Origin of the sequence: Pontibacter virosus (genome assembly GCF_003096355.1) — a bacterium.
Lineage (GTDB): Bacteria > Bacteroidota > Bacteroidia > Cytophagales > Hymenobacteraceae > Pontibacter > Pontibacter virosus.
On the sequence record NZ_QEKI01000005.1, the window covers coordinates 49729 to 68181 of the forward strand.

General features: G+C 49.9%; 19 protein-coding genes. 10 read left to right on the forward strand and 9 right to left on the reverse strand.

Annotated elements, in window-relative coordinates; all coding sequences use genetic code 11:
• Position 1: 1 nt before the first annotated feature.
• Positions 2-1231, reverse strand: a complete 1230-nt coding sequence (locus tag C8E01_RS09185) for an exo-beta-N-acetylmuramidase NamZ family protein (RefSeq protein WP_207774888.1) — start codon at positions 1229-1231, stop codon at positions 2-4.
• 111 nt (positions 1232-1342) lie between these two features.
• Between C8E01_RS09185 and C8E01_RS09190 the strand changes: the two genes are divergently transcribed.
• Together C8E01_RS09190 and C8E01_RS09195 are read left to right on the forward strand one after the other, a co-directional pair.
• Positions 1343-2557 carry an ABC transporter permease gene (locus C8E01_RS09190; RefSeq protein ID WP_116543077.1) on the forward strand — a complete coding sequence of 405 codons (1215 nt, stop codon included), beginning with the start codon at positions 1343-1345 and terminating at the stop codon, positions 2555-2557.
• 20 nt (positions 2558-2577) lie between these two features.
• Positions 2578-3141 carry an SUKH-4 family immunity protein gene (locus C8E01_RS09195; protein WP_116543078.1) on the forward strand — a complete coding sequence of 188 codons (564 nt, stop codon included), beginning with the start codon at positions 2578-2580 and terminating at the stop codon, positions 3139-3141.
• Between the two features lie 65 nt (positions 3142-3206).
• Here the strand turns inward: C8E01_RS09195 and C8E01_RS09200 are convergent, their stop codons facing one another.
• From C8E01_RS09200 to C8E01_RS09210, 3 genes are all read right to left on the reverse strand, one after another.
• The gene (locus C8E01_RS09200) at positions 3207-4064 is read right to left on the reverse strand and encodes a mechanosensitive ion channel family protein (protein ID WP_116543079.1); all 858 of its coding nucleotides are present in this window, start codon (positions 4062-4064) and stop codon (positions 3207-3209) included.
• 91 nt (positions 4065-4155) lie between these two features.
• Positions 4156-4857: a peptidoglycan DD-metalloendopeptidase family protein gene (locus tag C8E01_RS09205; RefSeq protein WP_116543080.1), complete on the reverse strand. Its 702-nt coding sequence runs from the start codon at positions 4855-4857 to the stop codon at positions 4156-4158.
• Between the two features lie 46 nt (positions 4858-4903).
• Positions 4904-5458: an HNH endonuclease gene (locus C8E01_RS09210; protein WP_116543081.1), complete on the reverse strand. Its 555-nt coding sequence runs from the start codon at positions 5456-5458 to the stop codon at positions 4904-4906.
• A 258-nt stretch (positions 5459-5716) separates the two neighbouring features.
• Between C8E01_RS09210 and C8E01_RS09215 the strand changes: the two genes are divergently transcribed.
• From C8E01_RS09215 to C8E01_RS09225, 3 genes are all read left to right on the forward strand, one after another.
• Complete coding sequence (locus tag C8E01_RS09215) at positions 5717-6802, forward strand: ferredoxin--NADP reductase (protein WP_116543082.1); 1086 nt, start codon at positions 5717-5719, stop codon at positions 6800-6802.
• Between the two features lie 132 nt (positions 6803-6934).
• On the forward strand, positions 6935-8647 hold the full coding sequence (locus C8E01_RS09220) for a M3 family oligoendopeptidase (RefSeq protein ID WP_243409500.1): 1713 nt from the start codon (positions 6935-6937) through the stop codon (positions 8645-8647).
• A gap of 184 nt (positions 8648-8831) precedes the next feature.
• Positions 8832-9956 (forward strand): copper resistance protein NlpE N-terminal domain-containing protein, encoded by a 1125-nt coding sequence (locus C8E01_RS09225; protein ID WP_116543084.1) that lies wholly within the window; start codon positions 8832-8834, stop codon positions 9954-9956.
• Positions 9957-10024: 68 nt separating this feature from the next.
• On the opposite strand, the gene paaD is transcribed toward C8E01_RS09225, so the two are convergent.
• From paaD to C8E01_RS09250, 5 genes are all read right to left on the reverse strand, one after another.
• Positions 10025-10510 carry a 1,2-phenylacetyl-CoA epoxidase subunit PaaD gene (gene paaD, locus C8E01_RS09230; RefSeq protein WP_116543085.1) on the reverse strand — a complete coding sequence of 162 codons (486 nt, stop codon included), beginning with the start codon at positions 10508-10510 and terminating at the stop codon, positions 10025-10027.
• 8 nt (positions 10511-10518) lie between these two features.
• Entirely contained in the window at positions 10519-11274 is a 756-nt protein-coding gene (gene paaC / locus C8E01_RS09235; RefSeq protein WP_116543086.1) for a 1,2-phenylacetyl-CoA epoxidase subunit PaaC, read from the reverse strand.
• Positions 11274-11909 carry a phenylacetic acid degradation b gene (locus C8E01_RS09240; protein WP_116543087.1) on the reverse strand — a complete coding sequence of 212 codons (636 nt, stop codon included), beginning with the start codon at positions 11907-11909 and terminating at the stop codon, positions 11274-11276. The genes paaC and C8E01_RS09240 overlap by 1 nt, the downstream gene beginning before the upstream one ends.
• 92 nt (positions 11910-12001) lie before the next feature.
• The gene (gene paaA / locus C8E01_RS09245; RefSeq protein WP_116543088.1) at positions 12002-12988 is read right to left on the reverse strand and encodes a 1,2-phenylacetyl-CoA epoxidase subunit PaaA; all 987 of its coding nucleotides are present in this window, start codon (positions 12986-12988) and stop codon (positions 12002-12004) included.
• 80 nt (positions 12989-13068) lie between these two features.
• Positions 13069-13641: a TetR/AcrR family transcriptional regulator gene (locus tag C8E01_RS09250; protein ID WP_116543089.1), complete on the reverse strand. Its 573-nt coding sequence runs from the start codon at positions 13639-13641 to the stop codon at positions 13069-13071.
• Between the two features lie 351 nt (positions 13642-13992).
• Here C8E01_RS09250 and C8E01_RS09255 point away from each other — a divergent pair, with 351 nt between their 5' ends.
• From C8E01_RS09255 to C8E01_RS09275, 5 genes are all read left to right on the forward strand, one after another.
• Entirely contained in the window at positions 13993-14766 is a 774-nt protein-coding gene (locus C8E01_RS09255) for an enoyl-CoA hydratase/isomerase family protein (RefSeq protein WP_116543090.1), read from the forward strand.
• Between the two features lie 44 nt (positions 14767-14810).
• A complete protein-coding gene (locus C8E01_RS09260) occupies positions 14811-15320 on the forward strand; it encodes a sterol desaturase family protein (RefSeq protein WP_116543091.1) in 510 nt (169 codons plus the stop codon).
• Complete coding sequence (locus C8E01_RS09265) at positions 15293-16180, forward strand: MerR family transcriptional regulator (protein ID WP_116543092.1); 888 nt, start codon at positions 15293-15295, stop codon at positions 16178-16180. The genes C8E01_RS09260 and C8E01_RS09265 overlap by 28 nt, the downstream gene beginning before the upstream one ends.
• A 210-nt stretch (positions 16181-16390) precedes the next feature.
• Entirely contained in the window at positions 16391-16900 is a 510-nt protein-coding gene (locus C8E01_RS09270) for an RNA polymerase sigma factor (RefSeq protein ID WP_116543093.1), read from the forward strand.
• A 36-nt stretch (positions 16901-16936) separates the two neighbouring features.
• On the forward strand, positions 16937-18445 hold the full coding sequence (locus C8E01_RS09275; protein ID WP_116543094.1) for a phytoene desaturase family protein: 1509 nt from the start codon (positions 16937-16939) through the stop codon (positions 18443-18445).
• Positions 18446-18453 lie beyond the last annotated feature (8 nt).

The window sequence follows — 18453 nt, forward strand, 5'->3', positions numbered from 1 at the left end:
TCTATTCAAAATCAGGGTATAGCAAATAGTTTTTGCGGAGCACTTTGTAGTCCGACAAGTTTGGCTCCCAGCTGGCTCTTATCTCCGTTTCGGTTTTGCCAGCAATCACTTGCTTGCGCAGCTCCGAAGTACCCGCCAGCTTCTCGAAGAAGTTGTTGAAGAACTTGTCTTTGTTCGACGAGTTGTTGTACATCTCCAACAGGTACTTCAAAGTAAAAGGCTGTGCATGCGATACATCAGTCAGGTCCATGCCGTAGCACTTCACGCCTTTGTGCGGCGGGTCAGTGGCGCCTGGGGTGCTCACAGGGGTAAAGGAGTAGTCTTTCTTCTGATAAAACGGAGAGCCAATCACCTGAAAAGGCGTAGGTGTACCACGGCCCACGCTCACGTTCGTTCCCTCAAAGAAACAGATGGATGGGTATAACGCAATGGACTGGGCATTCGGCAAATTCGGAGAGGGACGCACAGGCAGGTCGTAGGCCATGGTGTGGTCGTAGTTCTCCATCTTAATCACGGTCAGGTCGCAGCTTCTGCCGCCCTCGAGCCATTTCTCGCCGTTAATCATCTCAGCCAGTTCACCCACCGTGAGGCCGTGCACAATCGGAATCGGGTGCATGCCCACAAAGGACTTATGCTCCATCTCCAAAACAGGCCCATCTACATAATGGCCGTTCGGGTTCGGGCGGTCGAGTACGAGCATGGATTTGCCGTTTTCGGCGCAGGCTTCCATGGCGTAGTGCATCGTGCTGATGTAGGTATAGAAGCGCGTTCCCACGTCCTGAATGTCGAACACCAGTACGTCGAGGTTCTGCATTTGCGCTTTCGACGGCTTCTTGTTGCTGCCGTAAAGCGAGATAATCGGCAGGCCCGTTTTGGTGTCTTTCGCATCTTTGATGTGCGCTCCAGCGTCGGCTTCGCCACGGAAACCATGCTCTGGCGCAAAAATAGTCGTTACTTGCACGCCGCGGCTAATCAGCGTATCCACGAGGTGGGTGTTGCCCACCATCGAAGTCTGGTTCACGACCATACCTACACGCTTGCCCTCGAGGTGCTTGAGGTAGCGGTCGAGTTGCTCGGCACCCAAGGCCAGTGGATTCTGGGCAGGGGCTTGGGTGGTTTCTTCGGTGGCTGGAGCGTTTTGCTCGGCAGAAGTGGCTGGCGCTTGTTTCGGTGCGCAGCTGTTGAAGCTAAGCATCAAGGCGCTGCAAAGTATAGCAAGTGGTTGTGTCATCATGGTTAATTTTTCGGGGCCTTGTTTGGAGATTCGCTCACAAAAACGAAACTTTAACAGGCTCTAAGTCAAAATTCATACCTATCTTTAAGGCAGTTTAGACGCAATCGAGTGAACGTATCCAAATTCATATCTGATAAGATTTCCGAAGTACAGGCTGGTTCTTTCACCACGTCTGTGACAAAAATAGCAATTATAAGCATAGCTGCAGGCATTGCCATCATGATTGTGTCGTTTGCGATTCTGGAAGGCTTCCGTGACGAGATACGGAACAAGATCTTCAGCTTCGGGGCGCACCTGCAAATCAGCAAGTACGATACCAACAATTCGTTCGAGGGCGCTCCCATCAGCACGGCCACAGGTATAAACAGCACCGAAGAAATAGCGGGTATACAACACATTCAGGGCTTCGCCCGCAAAACGGCCATCATCAAAACCGAAGACGAAGTGCTGGGCGTAGTGATGAAAGGAGTGGGACCCGATTACGATATGACCGCCATGCAGGCCAATTTAGATGAGGGCGGCGTAGTGAGTTTCACCGACACGGCTTCGTCTAAAGACGTCATGCTTAGTCGGAAAATTGCCAACAAACTCCGCCTGAAAGTGGGCGACGAGGCGATTTTCTATTTCATCCAGAATCCGCCGCGAGCCCGAAAACTGAAAGTGGCGGGCGTGTTCAACACAGGTCTGGAGGAGTTTGACGAGGTATTCGTTATCGGTGATTTGCAGCTTATTCGCGAGCTCAACAACTGGCCCGATACATTGGTGGGCGGTGTGGAGATTTTGCTCAAGGATTTCAACCAGATAGATGTGGTGGCTGACCAGGTGTTCGACCAGATGAACTACGACTTGCAGCTTGAAAAAATAACCGACCGCCATGCCCAGCTTTTCGACTGGCTGCAGCTGTTGCGCAAGAACGTGGTCATCTTTCTGGTGCTGATTATTTTCGTGGCGACGTTCAACATGGTGTCCACGGTGTTTATCATGATTATCGAGCGCATCAGCATGATTGGCGTGCTCAAAGCCATTGGGGCCACTGACGCCCAGATACGGCAAATCTTCTACTTCCGCGGCCTCAGTCTGACGCTCAAAGGTATGCTGTGGGGTAACGTTATCGGCCTGGGTTTCTGCGTCATCCAGTACTATTTCAAGGTCATCCCACTCGACCCCGAAAACTACTACATGGATACCGTTCCCATCAGCTGGAACTTCGGGATCATCATCGCCCTCAACGTAATTACCCTAGTAATGACCATGCTCGCCATCCTTATACCTGCCGCCATGGTGGCGCGCATTAAACCCGTGCGGGCGATTAAGTTTGATTAGGTGGAGGTAGTATACAAACCATGGATTATAAAGAGTTGATGAAAGATTGGAAATCTGAGGATTTATTCAGATTTGATGTCCATGACCTTACTAGTAAAGGATTAAATCAAGAGACAACAGATTTTTTATCAAATGTCGGACTACCAACATCAGTTGCACCGTACCTGTCATTTGTAGGGGATTTAGAAAAGGAGCTGAGGAGCGTGTTCGACACCTATGAAACGGGAGAAGTTGGCCACAAGTACTTTTTAAGCATAGGTACTGACGGTGCTGGTAATCCAATATGTATAGACATTAAGAATGATTGTCAGGTCGTTGTCTTGAACCATGAAGAGGACTTTAGTTCAACATTTATGAACTCTTCAGTAGTTGAATTGTTTCAGTTTCTAACGCTGTACAAGAGCTTTGTTGAAGATGTCATTGGAGTCAATGGTGAAGACGCCTTTCTTGATGCAAACTTTACAGATAAGCAGTACGAAGAATTGAAAAAGGGTATGGAAGTGGTAGAAGATAAAGCGCTTAGGCCTAATACCTCTTGGGCGCAGGAGCTTAAATTATTATTAGTAAACAGAGAAAACTTCTAGATCCAAAAATAAAAAAAAGGCGGCCCATACCTGAGCCGCCTTTCCCATTTCGTTAGACTCTATACCTATAACTGCGCCACTGCCTTAGGAGCTTGCCCATTACTGGCACTACCCACCATCTCTCTGCGCGGCACAGGCATTTGTATACCTTGCTCTTCAAAGGCGGACTTGGCGCGTTCGTTCATGTCCCAGAAAAAGGCCCAGTAATTCTCTTTGTTCACCCAGGTGCGTACGCTCAACGTCAGCGAGTGCTCCGCAAATTCGGTTACTACAATCACAGGCGCTGGCTCGGGCAGTACACGCTCGTCGGCTTGTATCAGGTCCTGCAGAATCTGACGCACTTTGCCGATGTCGTTGTTCACCGATACCACAAACTTCAACTCCACACGACGGGTTTTCTCGATGGTATAGTTCACCACCACACTGTTCGCCAGCGGACCGTTAGGTATAAAAATCGTTTTGTTATCGGGTGTTTTCAACACAGTGTTGAAGATATTGATCATGTCTACAGTACCTCCCTGTCCCTGTGCTTCGATGTAGTCGCCTACGCGGAAAGGCTTGATCGTGAGAATGAGCACACCACCAGCAAAGTTAGAAAGGCTACCCTGCAAGGCCAGACCGATGGCTAGACCAGCCGAACCGAGTATAGCAATGAACGAAGTCATTTCAACACCCAACTGCGCAATTACCAAAATGATTAAGAGCACACGCATGGCAACGGCCAGCACGCTCTTCAGGAACGGACGCAGCGAGACGTCCACATCCTTCTTCACCATCAGGTTAAACACCATACGGTTAAGCCAATTGATCACCCAAAGGCCAACCAAAAGCGTGATGATGGCGGCTACCAGGCGCATGCCGTACACCATCACAAAATTGGTGATGTTAGCGCTATAGGCTTCGAAATTAAAAAGGTCAAACATGGGGTTAGGTTTGTGTTAAAAAGAAAAACTCTGGCACCTATGCGAAGGTACCAGAGTTCAAATTTGGTCAATTTTTGGTGTAAAGGCAAAACTAGGGCAAATGTCTGCAGTTCAAAATCAGATTAGGGTTTGGGCAAAGGCCTTCATACACCGCCTGTTCCGATAATCTGGCTACGCCCGGATAATCACCCTGTTTTCCGTCCATTGAGCACATTACCTGAAAGTGTAGGTGCGGAGGCCAGTCGCCATTCTCGGGGTAGGGACCTACTTCAGCAATCTTATCGCCCTTTCGAAATTGCTTCACAACCGATAGCCCTTCCAGACAAGCAATGTTTAAGTGACCGTACAAGGTATAGAATGTCACGCCTTCCAATTCATGTTCCAGAATAATGGTGGGGCCATAGTCGCCGAAGTTGGCGTTGTCGGCGAAGCTGTGCACTTTGCCGTCGAGCGGGGTAAACACGGCGGTGCCGGCGGGTAGCCACACGTCTACACCCAAGTGCAGGTCGCGGCTCTCTTCGGCCATGTCGAAGTGCTGACTGCGACGGTAAATGAAACGGTTCTCCATGTAGCCACCCACGCCAATGGTGGCGTTTTGTTGCTGGAGCATTCGGTTCACCGCCTCGTTAAAAGCCTCGGTGTCGCGCAGGTCGGTTTGCTGCAACAGCTGGTTAGCTGCCGTAAAATCAAGACGGCACACTTGGTCGCTGTTCAGGTCCGCATCAAGTACGGGCCCAAAAGCAACAGTGTGCCGTCTTAGAATATCGCTAAGTTTCTTTTCAGTATTCAGCATGTGTGATTAAGGCGGGGGATGTGCCGCCACGCAAGTATAAGAAGAATTATGCTACTTCTTCCACATACTTGGAGAGTGTCTTCAGGCTTTTGGTCTTGCCAAAAAGCTCTTCGGACTTCTTGCTGTAAGCCTGAGCCGCTTCCTGCAGCGTGTCGAACGTGCCGAGGTTGATGCGTTGCTTGTTGTGGTGAATGATGGCACGGTATTTCTGTGCCTCTTTGTGCACCCCTCGTACGCCCAGTTTGTTCTCCGTTTTTGCTGTGTTGCGCACAATCTTGCAAAGTGGGGCCCATTCCAGGTTTTCGAGGCGACAGTCGAGCTTGTTGCCGTTCTTGAAGTGCACGTAAAGCTTAATATTACTTTCCGGCTTCTCGATCAGCTGTTCGCCAATCATTTTGTGCAGGTAAATGGTTTCGTTGCGGTACTTGCCGTTTTTCAGCGGCCAGTTCTTCTGGAAGAAGGCGTAACCGTTAGAGTGAATGCGCAGGTGCTTCAAAAAATCAATTTGCTGCAGGTAAGCATTGTTTTGAATGTACTCGTAGGTGCGGTCGTCCACCACTACGGTTTTTTCACAGTTTTTGAGAGTTAGTTTGTAGAGCATTGGTGTTTTCAGTAATTGTATGGTAAAGAACGGAATGCGGGGGTTGGTTATTACCCGACTACAGCACTTGTATGTACTATGTTACAAATGTGCAGTTTTTTTTTCATTCAGCGTTCTTTCTGTTAATGATTTGGTTATAATACGTGATTCAGGAATTCGGTTTTAAAAATTCACCGAAATTTTCACTGAACAGGTCAGATTGTCGTAACTTTCAGTTTGAAACCATGTTTCCCCCTAAAAGACTAGTATAAAAACGATATGAGTAGCCCTTATTTCATGCTGAAAGTCGTGGAGATAACCCGCGAAACTTCAGACGCGATAACGATACATTTAGAACATCCCGATAAAAAACCGATTCCATTCAAGGCAGGGCAGTTCCTGACACTTATCCTCCCGATTGACGGAAAGAAAGTCCGCCGTTCTTACTCATTGTGTTGCGCCCCGAACGAGGGCAGTCGCCTGTCAGTAACTGTTAAACGTGTAGAAGGCGGTCTGGTTTCCAATTATTTGCTTGATAATCTGCAAGTTGGGCAGGAGATAGAAGTGATGGAGCCGCTCGGTAATTTCAACCTTGTGCCGGAAGCTGACAAAAGCCGTCATATCATCCTTTTTGGGGCCGGCAGCGGCATTACCCCGCTGATGTCGATGCTCAGAGCAACCTTGCGCGATGAGCCTAACACGAAGGTGACGTTGCTTTATGGCAACCGCGACGAGGACTCTGTTATCTTCAAGCAACAGTTGCAGGAACTACAGGATGCGAACCCAGAGCGCTTGCGCGTGGATTACATTTACAGTCAGCCCAAGCATGCCTGTGACTATCGCGGCCGCATGAACCAGAGCGTGATACTGAAAATACTCGAGCGCCGGCAGCTAGCCAAGTCGGTGGATGCGCTCTACTACATGTGCGGACCTGAGGGGATGATGGATGAGGTACGCAAGGCGCTGAACATGCTGCACGTACCTGCCGATCGCATTTTCCGGGAGAGCTTTGTGAGCAACAAACTGGTGGAGCAACAGGAGCAGGAGCACCATGGCGACGTTTCTTCTTCAGACGACGATGGAGAGATTACGACCCAGACCGTGACCATCATTTACGAAGGAGCCGAGTACAGCGTAGTGGTAGAGCCGGACCAGACTATTTTGGAAGCTGCCCTCGATCAGGACGTGGATCTGCCGTACTCTTGTCAGGCTGGTTTGTGCACCGCCTGCCGTGGCAAATGCCTGAGCGGAAAAGTGCATTTGGACGAACGCGAAGGCCTTTCTGACGCTGAACTGGATGAAGGCTACGTACTGAACTGCGTGGGTCATCCATTGACGGCCAATGTGGTCATCGAAATAGGATAAAAATAACTGTTATAACTTCATTTTAGCTGCACTATATTTTGCATATATAGTGCAGCTTTTTTTTGCACTTTCAGGAGAAGTGTCTATATTACCTTTTCTTATACAGAACCATCTATGAGTAAAACAGAAGCTATGATACAAGTACCCGAACGAAAGAAACGGGTTTACCTGTCCGAAGACTTTAAAATAGATACTTGGGAGACCATACAACCATATTTTGAAGAACTGAAAAGCCGTCCTATCACTTCGGTAGAGGAGTTGGAGAAGTGGATGAAAGACCGCAGCGAGTTGGAGAGCGTGCTCTCCGAAGACCTGGGCTGGCGATACATCCGCATGACCTGCGACACCCAGAACGAGGACATCACAAAGGCTTTCCAGTATTTCGTCTCAGAGATAGAACCCCAGATCGCCCCCTACGACCACGAGCTAAACCTGAAGCTCATGCACTCGCCTTATGTGAACGGGCTCGACAAGGACAAATACCGCATTTACCTGCGCGGTGTGGAGCGTGCGCTGGAGATTTTCCGCGAGGAGAACATTCCGCTCAACACCGACATCAGCACCAAACAGCAACAGTACGCTGCCATAACAGGCGCCATGACCGTGACGCTGGACGGGGAGGAGATGACTCTGCAGCGTGCCGCCGACCGCCTCAAGCGCAACGAGCGTGCAGTACGTGAAGGAGCCTGGCGTGCCATACAGGAACGCCGTTCTCACGACCGTCAGAAACTCGATGACCTGTTCGACGAGCTGTTGAAACTGCGCACACAGGTAGCCCAAAACGCCGACTTCAACAACTACCGCGACTACATGTTCGCTGCCATGGGCCGCTTCGACTATACCCCACAGGATTGCTTTGATTTCCACCAATCCATAGAGGAAACCATCGTACCTTTGCTGACAGGTATAGACCGTGAGCGCAAAGAGAAGCTAGGTATAGCCGACCTTCGCCCCTGGGACCTGGATGTAGACCCGAGCGGAAGAGTACCGCTGGAACCATTTAAGTCAGGAGAAGAGCTGCTGGAGAAAACTATACAGGTTTTCTACAACCTCGATACGTACCTGGGCGACTGTCTGGCTACCATGCGCGAGATGGGCCATCTGGATCTGGAATCCAGAAAAGGAAAAGCCCCGGGCGGGTATAACTATCCGCTGGACGAGATTGGCGTGCCGTTCATTTTCATGAATGCCACCTCGAGCCTGCGCGATGTGATTACGATGCTGCACGAAGGCGGCCATGCCGTGCACTCGTTCCTAACCCGCGACCTGACCCTGAGCGCTTTCAAACACCCACCGTCAGAAGTAGCCGAGCTAGCCTCCATGTCCATGGAACTGATCTCAATGGATTACTGGGACACTTTCTTCAGCGACGAAGACGAGTTGCGCCGCGCCAAACGGACGCACCTGGAAAGTGTGCTCGAGACATTTCCGTGGGTAGCCACTGTGGACAAGTTTCAGCACTGGTTGTATGAACATCCAGAGCACAAACAGGAAGAACGCCACCAGGAGTGGCTCAATATTTTTGAGCGTTTCAACCACCTGGAGGTAAACTGGAGCGGACTCGAGAAGTACAAACCGTTCATCTGGCAGAAACAGTTGCACATCTATGAGGTGCCGTTCTACTATGTAGAGTATGCTATGGCCCAACTTGGTGCTATTGCCGTTTGGAAGAACTACAAAGAGAATCCTTCCGAAGGACTGGCCGCTTACAAGCGGGCCCTCAGTCTGGGCTATACCGTATCGATTGGCGAGGTATACGAAGCCGCCGGCATCAAATTCGATTTCAGTACCGAATACATCAAGAGTCTAGTAGACTTCGTGAAAGGCGAAATGGCCAACATATAAGGTATAGCTATACCTGTGCAGAAGCCCCGCCATTACCCAGTGTAGTGGCGGGGCTTTGGTATATATATTCTGTTGCTGTCAGCGGCTTGGCAGGTATAGTTTCTCGTTCGTTCCGATTTCTGGAACTCCGAGTACCTGTATCAAGACCTTTATCGTAGAGATTCCTATACCTGTTCAAAAGAAAATGGACCTGCTTAAACTATTGCTTCCCATTGGGATTCTCTCGTTGTGTATCGCAGCAGCCTGTTCCACTGCGCCAACTTCTGTCTCGCAGTCGAACGCGCCCATGTCGAATGCTGAGGTCGCGCGGGCGGCTGTGGGTACATGGGTGGGCACCATCCCCTGCGCCGACTGCCCAGGCATAGGCTATACCTTAGACCTTAACGCAGATAGCACCTTTCGGGAGCGGATGGTCTACCAGGGCCGTAGTGCAACGCCGTTCGTGCAAACGGGCACATGGGGTGTGGGTAATGGCAGGGTACAGCTCAACAAACAAGGCAAGGGCAATAATCAGTTTCTCATAGACGGCGAAGCGCTGGTGATGCTGGATGGCGACGGAAATCGTATCGAATCAGAACTTGCTGACGCCTACCGCCTGCGTCAGAAAAATCCGGATGAACCAGAGGACAACCCTAGCCTTTGGCGCGAGAAGTACGAGCGCGGGATAGACTTTGCAGCCATCGGCAACGAACCGTTTTGGTCGTTGGAAATTGACCTGGAAAAAATGATTGAGTTCAAGCTGCTGGATGAGGAAGATGGTAGTGTGCTTACGCCTATACCTATCGCCGAAAAACCTGAAACAGGGGAAGGTACAGTCTACAGAGTTCAGACTGTAACGGGTAACCTGGAAATTCGACTGATGAAAGATACCTGTGTCAATACCATGTCAGGCCGTGAGCTTCCTTATACCGTGACGGTGCTGAAAGACGACATGGAATACAAAGGCTGCGGCATGTACCTCCGCGACTCGCGGTTAAATGGCACTTGGAATTTAGTAGAGTTACAAGGAAAGACGATTAACCCGAAAGATTTCGACCGAAACCAACCATCTCTGATTATAGCATTAGCCGAAGGCAGGGTGTCAGGCAGTGCAGGTTGCAACAGAATTACAGGCACACTCGAGCCAATAGGCGATAGAATCAATTTTGGGCCCCTCGCCAGCACAAGAATGGCATGTCCGAGTATGGAGTTAGAAAATCAGTTTTTGGAGGTGTTAAGGGATGGAGAACTAAGGTATAGCGTAAGTGAGGAGCGGTTAAAATTGATGTTAGGCGGCATGGAAATTGCTGTTTTTGCGAGGGTGGAGTAGGTGTAGCGATTCAGAAAAAATGCCTGTTGGAAACAACAGGCATTTTTCATTTTCTTATCAAGGGGCTTCTACAACGGCTTAAATTGCTCAAACATCTGCCGGCAGTCATTGCAGTAGTGCATGGAACGGCAAAGTGTCGGACCGAAGGGCGTACGCATATCTGTGTTCTCACTATCACAATAAGGGCACTTTACGTGCTCCAGTATGTCTAGGTCCAGAATCAGGTCGTACTTGGGTGGCGGTGCTAGACCGAACTCTTTCAAGTGCTTCCTTCCTTTCTCAGAAATCTTGTTGCTGTCCCATGGTTTGTCGAAAGACATAATGACGGTATGATCAGTAATGCCATGCTTCTCCAAGGTACGCTCCACGTCCTTCTTCATGTAGTCCATGGCAGGGCAACCGGCAAAGGTGGGTGTCATGTTCACTGTCACGTGGCCTTGGTCAGAAATCTCCGCACCCGTGATCACCCCTAGATCTACCAGCGATAACACTGGTATCTCAGGGTCTTTCACCTCCTCCAACAGGGCCAATATGTTTTCTTTCGTCAACTCCATTATATTTTTTACCACTCCGCCGTCGGATCGATCTTGAACACCTCGGCCATCTCGTCAAGTAGCGGTTGCAGGTGCTCGGTGTGCTCGCCATAGCGGCCTCCTAGTTTTGGCTCTATCGTAGCGAGGTCAGTCAGTTTCAGATCTGTCTTTTCGATCACCGCCTGTATGCGCTTCAGCCATTCGGCTTTCACGGCTTCCTCGCCAGCATATACAGCAGCCTCGATCAGTTCTTGCTCGTACTTAGACGGTTCAAACATGCCCAGTGCGTAAGGCAAAGCTTCATTCAGGGAAGTCTGCAGACGCAGGATGGCTTCTTCTGTAGACGAGCCTAATTTCTTGATCCAAGTGTTGGCGTGCAGCACATGGTATTTCACTTCGCCTTTCAGCTTAGTGGCAACTTTGGCTATCGGTTCGTAGCTCGACTGGCTCAGCATTTCAAAGCGAATTATTTCTGCATTGTCGTACAGGAAGTGGCGGATCAGGCTGAAGTCGTACTCGCCATTCGGCAACTCCACCAGTTGGCTGTTGTGGAATTGATTGGAGTTGCGGGTGAAGGCCACCGTATCCGGATCGGCTTCGCCGAGCTCCTGCAGCAAGGTGTAGAAAGCCAGGCTGTGGCCGATCTTGTCCTGCGCCATTGACGAGAAAGCAATGTCCTCCTCTAGGATCGGGCCGAAGCCGGTCCACTCAGAGTTGCGGTGGCCAAGTATCAGTTGGTCGTCGGCCAGTTTATATAACAGGTCTTTTATCGCTAGCTCGTTCATTAGGAGGCAGTGGTTTTGTGTTCTTCTTTATACTTTGTGATTTTGTCCATCACTTTGTAGGCGATGGCTTCGCGGTACTTCTTATCAGGTATGGTAGTCCACATGTCCTTGTCCTCTTCCGCTGACTGCAGCACATGCTTCGACTTCACCACCCACACGTTCACGATCGGGCCTTTCTCGCCGAATAGCTTACGTGCTTCCTGCAAAGCTTCCTGATAGGAAGTCGCCATCACACGGCCAGCGTGCGTATGGGCTTTCCCACGTTTTTTGAGATGGAAAATTTCGTAGGCTTCCGGCTGTTCGCTACGGTCTGTTGGCTCTTCCATACGCATCATGTCGTACACATTCTCACCATCGCCTACATAAGGGGTTACCTGAATGTGCTCGGTGCGAGCGATCCACAGTCCCACACAGGCAAAACGGCGGCTGTACTGTTCTTTGGCAAACAGAAAGGCCACATCCTCGTTGGGGGCATGAACAGGGCCTACATAAGTATGGGCAGCACCTTCTTTCTTTTGGTGGAAGGCCTCGTATGTTTCAAACTGGTCCAGCTCCGGCTTCGGCTCAATGGCTGGCACCTCACCTTCCGGCAGGTTCAGTCGGGTTACTCTTGGGTCTAAAGATGTCAGAGACATAGTTTTGTTAGTTAAGAGTTATGAGTTAAGAGTTAAGAGTTGAATGGGAAACCACTTTGAACTCATAACTCTCAACTTTTAACTTCCACTGGCTACGCCAATGGCTTCACATATTTTGCTTTCGGGTTGAGGAGGGCTCTGCGCACCCAGGCACCACGCTCTTCGGCGGTGCGGCGAACGGCAAGGCGCTCAGCGTTGCACGGGCCATCACCGTTGATCACGCGCTTGAACTCATCCCAGTCCGGCTCGGTGTATTCCCACTGGCCCGTTTCCATGTTCTTCTTCAGGTTCGGATCCGGCACAGTCAGGCCTAGTTCCCAAATCTTCGGCACATACATGTCGAGGAACTGCTGACGGCACTCGTCATTCGAAGCCATCTTCACTTTCCAGCGCATGAGTGTTTCGGTATGCGTGCTCATTTTGTCCGACGGACCGAAGAACGTCATGATCGGCGGCCACCAGCGGTTGAGGGCTGCCTGGATCATTTCGCGCTGCTTCGGGGAACCGGTTGCCATGTGCACTACGGCGTCGTGGCCGTACTTCAGGTGGAAAGCCTCCTCGGCGCAGATACGCTCCAAAGCACGGGAGTAAGGACCGTAAGAACCTTTGGCATTGGCCATCTGGTTCACGATCGCGCCTGCGTCAATCAGCCAGGAAATGATATTGGAATCTGCCCAGGTAAAGGCCGGGTAGTTGAACACGTTCGAGTACTTGCTCTTGCCATTGATCAGGTCAGTCAGCATTTGCTCGCGTGTTTTGCCCAAGGTCTCGGCGGCAGAGTATAGCAACTGTGCGTGTCCTACCTCATCTTGCACCTTGGCCATCTGGGCCATTTTGCGGCGGAAGCCTGGGGCACGGGTGATCCATGTACCTTCCGGCAGTGCGCCGATGATCTCAGAGTGCGCGTGCTGTTCGATCATGCGAATCAGCTGCTTGCGGTAAAGTTGCGGCATCCAGTCGTTCGGCTCTATCTTCTCGCCACGGGCGATGCGCGCTTCAAATTCGGCCAGCTTTGCAGGGTCTTCGGTCTGCAGGTCGTCGAATTTGGTAGCTTCAAAAACGTTTCCTCCTCCGTACATAATATTTTCAGTTTTAAGGTTCAGTAAAAGGCGCCAGACTGTTAAGGTGGGACAGTCTGGCTAGGGTTAGGTATAGTAAACTAGTTAAGGTTCTTCTTTAATCCACTCAGCAGCATGGCCGACAGGTTCTCGGCAATCTCCGCTGGTTTCATCTTTCCCTCCGGCTTGTACCAGGTATGAATCCAGTTGAGGCCAGAAAGTATGGTGAGCACGGCAAACTTCTCGTCCGGCACCTGAAATTCTCCGCTGGCTATACCTAGGCGGATGATCTCGCGGAAATAGTTTTCATACCGGTCGCGCAGAGCCAGGAATTCCGTGTGGTGAGGCTCACTTAAGTGACGCCACTCCTGCAAAAAAACCGCAGAGGCCTCCGTGTTACGGGTGAGCACCTGCACGTGGGCCGAGATGGCACGTTTCAATTGCTCCGTAGCACTGGCGTTCTCGTCTTTCACAGCTTCAATCGCCCCGAAAAATTCATCCGCCATTCGGAAGCACACCCGCTGCAGAATCTCTTCCTTAGAACGGATGTGGGAGTAAATGCTGGCCGCCTCTATACCTAAGGCATTGGCTAAATCGCGCATGGACGTAGCCGAAAAACCTCTGCGCTTAAATAAGGCCGTCGCCGTTTGCTCTATCTGTTCTTTCCTGCTCAATGTATACTTCTTATATAGCTAACAACAAATGTAAACAACCTAACGTTCGTTAGCAAGTAATTTTTACGAAGTTGGCATGATTGAGTTGGGCCAAAATCAACAGTGGGAGTGTTTCGCCTGACCGGGAGCTCTATACATGTGTAGTAAAGCAAGTACAGATAAGTGAAAATGCCTCGACGTATGTTTAAGATTTTATGCCCATTTTGCTGCGACATTCACTGATTTTGCTTATCTTTTTCGAGCATTACCAATTTACACGCGTATACTTGAAACCGGCTTGCCGGTACATGCAACCAAAATTTAGAAGACACTACCATGACTGATACAACACAACCCTCGATCACGCAAACCATGGATTTCGTACACTACGAAGTAAAGGAGCGTGTGGGGTACATCACCCTAACCAGATCAGAAAAGCGCAATGCTCTGAATGCTGAAATGGTAACGGAGCTGAAGCGCGCCTTTGCTGCCGCCGAGGACGATGAAACCTGCAAAGTGATCGTACTGCGCGCCGAGGGCAAGGTGTTCTGCGCCGGCGCCGACCTCGAGTACCTGCAGCGCCTGCAGCAATACGACTACCATGACAACCTGGCTGACTCCACTCACTTAATGGAGCTCTTCCGCCTGATCTATACCTTGAAGAAGGTGGTGATCGCCCAGGTGCACGGCCATGCCATAGCGGGTGGCTGCGGACTGGCGGCAATCTGCGACTTTGCCTTTACAGTGCCGGAAGCCAAGTTTGGCTATACTGAGGTGAAGATTGGTTTTATACCTGCCATCGTAAAGGTATTTCTGCTGCGCAAAATAGGGGAGGCCCGCGCCAAGCAGCTCTTGCTTACCGGCGATCTGATTTCTGCCGAAGAAGCACAAGCTTACGGATTGGTGAATTACGTGGTGCCTGCCGAAGAACTGGAAAGCAAGGTGTTCGGTTTCGCCCAGAAGCTCTGCAAAGAGAACTCCCGCCAGAGCATGGAGGTGACCAAAGAAATGATTGCCCGTGTGCAGGAGATGTCCCTGGAAGATGGTCTGCAGTATGCGGCGGAAATGAATGCCGTAGCCCGAGGCAGTGAAGACTGCCAGCGCGGAATCGACGCTTTCCTAAATAAACAGGCCTTAACCTGGTAGATTTCTGTTAAACTTTCAAAACCATTTGTTAAACTTGTTGTTTGATGAGTATGCTGATGGGCCTTGGAATCATGTTGATTACTTTTGTAGCAATGGAAGGTGTGGCCTGGGCCATGCACAAATATGTGCTGCACGGTTTTCTGTGGTTCCTGCACAAATCCCATCATACGCATCATAAGTACGCCTTTGAGTGGAATGACCTGTTTTTTGCCTATTATGGAACGCTAGCCATGTTGTTCTTTGTCTTCGGCAGCGAGCCCATTGACTATAGGTTCTGGATAGGCGCAGGCATTACGCTTTATGGTGTGGCTTATTTCCTGATACACGATGTTTTCATCCATAGGCGCATCAAGCTTTTTGGTAATACGTCTAATGTTTACCTAAAAGCCTTAAACATGGCGCATAAAGTGCATCATAAGCACACGGGCCGTGATGGCTCTGAGTCTTATGGCATGCTGTGGGTGGCGCCAAGGTACTTCAGGTCCGCATACTCAATTTTACAGAAACGACAACAAGGGAAACAGACGTGGCGCAATACACCATCAAAGAGCTAGAACACCTGTCAGGTATCAAAGCTCACACGATCCGCATTTGGGAGCAGCGCTATCATGTGCTATGCCCTCAGCGCACCGACACCAACATCCGCTACTACAGCGATGCTGATTTAAAAACACTTCTGAACATCTCGCTTCTCAATGAGCAAGGGTATAAGATCTCTAAAATTGCTAAAATGAGCCCCGAGCAGCTGAAGCTGACGGTGCAGCAACTGGCCGAGCATGAGAACACAACGCTTTCGCACCACATCAACAACATGGTGACAGCCATGATTGATATGGACGAGGAGCGTTTCGATAAGTCTTTCTCTACCGTGACTCTACAACTGGGCTTCCAGGATGCCATGCTGCAAGTGTTATACCCTTTCCTTCATAAGATTGGCATTTTGTGGCAGACCAATAACATCAGTCCTGCGCACGAGCACTTTGTAAGCAACCTGGTGCGTCAGAAATTGATTGTAGCCATAGACGGGCAAGTGGTGAAGCGTACAGAAGACGCGCCTACCTACCTGCTATACCTACCAGAAGGCGAACTGCATGAGATTGCGCTGCTTTTTATGAATTACCTGATACGGGCACACCACTACCAGGTGATCTACCTGGGTCAAAACCTGCCTTTCGAAGATTTAAAGCGAACCTATGAGCAACTGAAGCCTGCCATTATCTGCACGGTGCTCACGATAGTGCCCGAACGTGAATTTGTACAGGAGTATATTGAGCGGGTGGCGTTCACATTTCCGGAGGCACAGATCTATTTTTATGGCTACCAGGCGCAGCATAGTTTCCTAAACTTCCCAAAAAACACACAACGCCTGAGTTGCATTGCCGATTTTGAGGCGGTGTTGAAAAAAAATAGCTAGAAGTTAAACAGCTCACCGAAATAGGGATAGTTCAACAAAAAAGGTCAAATCCAATTGGGTTTGGCCTTTTTTGATGCCTAAAGTTCAAAAATCAAATTTTATATATAGCTTATATTGTTTAACTTAACCGAAAAAATATTAAACAAAACTTGACTTAAATTTAATAACGCCGTATAATTGTTTAGTTATTCAAGTTAAAAGTTAAACATTATGACGGCAGTAGAATTTTCCAATCATATTCAGTTGGCAGTTGGTTCGTTGAAGCCGGTAGCCATGAACCTTACCCGCAATGCGGACGATGCCAAAGACCTGGTGCAGGAAACCTTGCTTAAAGCACTCTCAAACCGCGAGAAGTTTAACGCCGGTACTAATCTGAAGGCATGGCTTTACACGATCATGCGCAACACGTTTATCAATAACTACAACAAGATAACCAAGCGCAGCAGTAACATCGACAGCTCGGAGTATCTCCAATATCTCAACACAGACGACAGCTTTGTGACGGTTAACAAAGGCACAGCCGCTTTCGTGATGAGTGATATAAAAGCGGCCATCGCAAAATTAAATGAAGAGCACCGCACCCCTTTTATGATGTACTACATCGGTTACAAATACTTAGAAATTGCTGAAAAACTGAATATTCCGGTCGGAACAGTGAAGAACCGCATTCACATCGCCCGCAAGGAATTGAAGAAGATGCTGCAGGTTTATGGCGATTAGCTACAACTTAAACCAGATTTTTTAGTAAATTTCTAGATGAAGTCAAAAAAAGTAATCGTGATCGGTGCCGGCTTCTCGGGCCTTTCGGCTGCCACTAGCCTGGCTGATCAAGGGTATGAAGTGACGGTGCTCGAGAAGAATGCCACGCCTGGCGGTCGCGCCCGCAGCTTCGAGGCCGATGGCTATACCTTTGACATGGGCCCGAGCTGGTACTGGATGCCCGACGTGTTTGAGTCGTACTTCAACAAGTTTGGCAAAAGCGTATCCGATTACTATGACCTTGTGCGCCTCGACCCTTCTTATACTGTGGTGTTCGGTGAAGATGACTTTGTAGATCTTCCCGCGTCACTAGATGAACTGAAAGCCTTGTTTGAGCAATGGGAGACGGGTAGTGCCACTCGACTCGACAAGTTTCTGGAACAGGCCGCTTACAAATACGAAGTAGGTATAAACCAACTGGTATACAAACCTGGCCGCTCGTTGAGCGAGTTTATGAGCCTGCGCCTGTTGCTGGATGTGCTTCGCATGGATGTTTTTCAATCCATACACACCCACATTCGCCGCTTCTTCTCACATGAAAAGATTATCAAACTGATGGAGTTTCCGGTGCTGTTTCTCGGAGCGCTGCCGCAAAACACTCCGGCACTCTATAGTTTGATGAACTATGCCGATATCAGTCTCGGGACGTGGTACCCGATGGGGGGTATGTACAAAATCATCGAAGGGATGGTGCAGCTGGCCGAGGAGAAGGGTGTTGCTTTCCTCTACAATCAGGATGTGCAGGAAATAGAAGTGGAGCAAGGTATAGCCCGGCACGTACGCACCGCAACTGGTAATTTTGAGGCTGATGTGGTGGTAGGCAGCGCCGATTACCATCATGTGGAGAAGAACCTATTGGCTCCGGCTTATCAAACCTACACTGACAGATATTGGGATAAACGGGTGATGGCGCCTTCTTGCCTGATCTTCTACCTGGGCATAAGCAAGAAGCTTGAAAACCTGCGCCACCACAACCTGTTCTTCGACGAAGATTTCGGTCCGCATGCGCACGAGATCTATACCGACCCGAAGTGGCCTGCCAAGCCGCTGTTCTATGTGTCTGCGCCGAGTGTGACAGATGCCAGCGTGGCGCCGGAAGGCTGTGAAAACCTTTTTGTGCTGATGCCAGTGGCTCCAGACTTAGAAGATACTGAGGAGTTGCGGGAGCGCTATTATAACCTGATCATGGACCGGCTGGAGCACCTGACCAAACAGGACGTGCGCAGTGCCGTGGTGTTCAGGCGCAATTACGCCCACCGCGATTTTATAGCTGATTACAACGCCTTTAAAGGCAATGCCTATGGCCTGGCCAACACGCTGATGCAAACAGCTCTGTTGAAACCGAGCCTGAAAAGTAAAAAAGTGAAGAACCTGTACTATACCGGTCAGTTGACTGTGCCGGGGCCGGGGGTGCCGCCTTCCCTTATCTCGGGGCAGGTCGTGGCAAAGGAAGTGGCGAAAGATTATGCGTTGGCTCCGGGTCAGCGATTACCAGTGAGCAATTAACGCCCGAG